The sequence below is a fragment of the Methanobrevibacter sp. genome, from assembly GCF_045126245.1.
GTDB lineage: Archaea > Methanobacteriota > Methanobacteria > Methanobacteriales > Methanobacteriaceae > Methanocatella.
In genome coordinates, this window is record NZ_JBGVOG010000120.1 from 1 (window position 1) to 2,913 (window position 2,913).

Annotated in this window: 4 protein-coding genes; all 4 read right to left on the reverse strand. The window is 34.1% G+C overall.

The features are described from left to right. Positions 1-239, reverse strand: a 239-nt coding sequence (locus tag ACJMLZ_RS08600; RefSeq protein ID WP_405305210.1) for a GTP-binding protein, incomplete at its 3' end; no start/stop codon positions are given. A 62-nt stretch (positions 240-301) separates the two neighbouring features. Then, positions 302-685 carry a 30S ribosomal protein S6e gene (locus ACJMLZ_RS08605; protein WP_405305211.1) on the reverse strand — a complete coding sequence of 128 codons (384 nt, stop codon included), beginning with the start codon at positions 683-685 and terminating at the stop codon, positions 302-304. Between the two features lie 36 nt (positions 686-721). Beyond that, positions 722-2,512 carry a translation initiation factor IF-2 gene (gene infB, locus ACJMLZ_RS08610; RefSeq protein ID WP_405305212.1) on the reverse strand — a complete coding sequence of 597 codons (1,791 nt, stop codon included), beginning with the start codon at positions 2,510-2,512 and terminating at the stop codon, positions 722-724. 40 nt (positions 2,513-2,552) lie between these two features. Next, positions 2,553-2,913 (reverse strand): nucleoside-diphosphate kinase (gene ndk / locus ACJMLZ_RS08615; protein WP_405305213.1); only part of this gene is annotated, 361 nt, incomplete at its 5' end.

Below are 2,913 nucleotides of genomic sequence, written 5' to 3' on the forward strand. Positions count from 1 at the left end.
AATTCAGTTTCGCTGCCACAGATTTCACATTTTTCAGAAGTAGTATAACATTCAGGTTCATCACAGTTAGGGCATTTTCTAAATTCAATATCAGCATAACCTAAACGAATGGATATACCTCTTTTTGTTTCCTCACTGTGAGTATCAGTCCAAATTCCGGACAATGCTTTGGTAAGAGTAGTCTTACCATGGTCTACGTGACCAACCAAACCTATGTTAACATCTGACTGTACGTTCACAGATAACCACCTTTTTTATAATTTTAATTCAACTTAAAAGTAAAATAAGAAAAATAGTAAAACTATTCTTCCTCTTCTTCATCAGCACCGATAATATCAGCTATTGATTTACTTCCTTCTTTAGTAACTACAGTATTAATTTGTACGATATCTTCTGCGATAGTGTTTCCTCTTACAGTTTTCCTTTTTTTAACACCATCAGCTTTAGGATGATAACCAATACCACCAGTTAATAAACTTTTAATTCTTCTAGTACCAGAAACATCTTTTTTCATGGTAAAACCATTTTTGTCACTACCACCAGTGATTTTTAAAGTGTAACCATCTAAACCAACAATTCCACCATCAAATTCATCACCGATGACTAAACCATTAAGAGCTTTGGTTTCATCAATTTCAAATTGATGAGTTTCAGCTTTTTGAGACACAACTACTTTGAATGCCATGGTATTTCCTCCTTAATTTTCTATAAATCCAAATTATTATTCAAAAAGACCAAATTTACCCCAATCTGGATCTTGTTTACGTTTGATTTCTAAAAATTCATATAAAGTTTCAAATTCATCTTCAGTTAACTTATCTTTAAATTCCCTTTCTATGAATTTGTAATGTTTTTCAGGAATATCAACATAAAGCTCATCCCCTTCATCGAAATGTTTTCCAACAATAGCGTCCTTGATAGCCATTGCTACCCTTTGACCTCTGGAAATATCCGGTAATGTTTCACCCTTATCTTCCATACTGGCTATTACACCAACATATTCACCATTTTTATTTATTAAAGTTTGACCTTGTTTTATTGTACCGCTAATTGATTCTATACCAATAATTGCAGGTTTACTTTGACGGAAAACTAATTTTGGCAAAGACATGAATTTTGCAGGTTTTATAATGGCATCATAAAAGGCTTTCTTTTTAGCCCTTTCGATTTCATCAATCCATGCTTCATAATCTTCAATAATCTGATAGATTACATCACCCTTAAACAGTTTTACGCCTGAGTTTTTAAGGTCTTCTTCGGAATTTGGATGAACGCTAACATTAAATGCTATAATAGCTCCATGCGCATCATTTTCATTCAATGCAATGGATGAATTAATAATATCCCTACGATTTATATCACCGATGTCCGCTTCACGAATAGGAATATTCAACTCTCTTAACAATTTGACAATAGCTTCGAGAGAGCCTAATGTGTCCGCTTTAACTAAAATTCCCTCATCTTCAGTACTAATGGTAATATCTTCAATTTCTTTTAAGATTTCCTCTTCAACATTCTCATCATCACTTAATACCCTAAGCGGTGAGCCTGAAACAACATCATCTAAATTAGGAGCGGCTATCTTAATACCTGCAGCCGCAACGACTTCATCGAATTTTTGGAATTTCTTTTTAGAATCTCTCATTTCCTCCAATGGAAGAGGTCTTAAAATAGACCTTATTTTAGTAGTTAAAACTTCATTTGAAGAAGTCATTAAAGCTATCTCATCATTAGTTCGCAAAACACCATCATAAATAATACTATCAATAGTTAGACCTAATCCGGTTTCTTCCTTAATCTCTAAAACAGTACCCTTTGCAGGAGCATCAGCATTGATTTCAAGCTGTTCGGTTAAATATTCCTGAGCAAGACCTAAAAGCATTGCCAACACTTCAATAATTCCTTCACCTGATCTGGCGCTGATTGGAATAATACTGATTTGGGAAGCGAAATTGCTAACCCTGTCAAATCTTTCAGATTGGAAACCTTCCTTGTGGAGAGTACCAACAATCTCATAAACTTTTGTATCCAAGTCCTGCTTAACGCTTTGAGCCTGTTGTTCAAAAGTCTCTTTAAATGAAGCGCCTTCATGTGTTTCCCATCCAAAAATCATGTCGATTTTATTGGCTACAACAATGAATGGAGTTTTATACATTTTAAGAATGTTCAATGCTTCATAAGTTTGAGGTTTGAATCCGTCATTGATATCTACAATCAGTACTGCCAAATCGGCCAATGCACCACCACGTTTTCTCAAACTAGTGAATGCTGCGTGACCTGGAGTATCAATGAAGAATAAACCTGGAATTAAATCCTTAATAGTTAATCTTGATATAAAATTTCCACAGATTTCTTCAATGGTATCGTTAGGTATTTCTGTAGCACCAATATGTTGAGTAATACCTCCAGCCTCTTTATCGGCGATAGTACTACCCCTGATATAATCTAATAATGTGGTTTTTCCATGGTCTACATGACCTAAAACGGATACGATTGGGGATCTGATTTTCATAGTATCTTTTTCTTAATAATAAATTTTTAAAATCTTAAATTTATTCATAAATTAAATCATTGTCGACGATATCATAATCGCAAATTTCATCTTCATTAAAGAAAAGAGCGATTTCTCTTTCAGCAGATTCAGGAGCATCTGAAGCATGAATGATATTTCTACCAGTATGCATACCGAAGTCTCCTCTGATAGTTCCAAGATCTGCTTCTAATGGATTAGTTGCACCAACTATTTTCCTGATAGTGGTAATAGCTTCTTCCCCTTCAATTACCATTGCTAAGCATGGTGAAGAAGTAATGTATTCAACTAAACTTGGGAAAAATGGTTTTTCAGCATGTTCTCCATAATGAGTTTTTGCTAAATCTTCATCGATTTGAATTAATTTAACAGCTACAATTTGA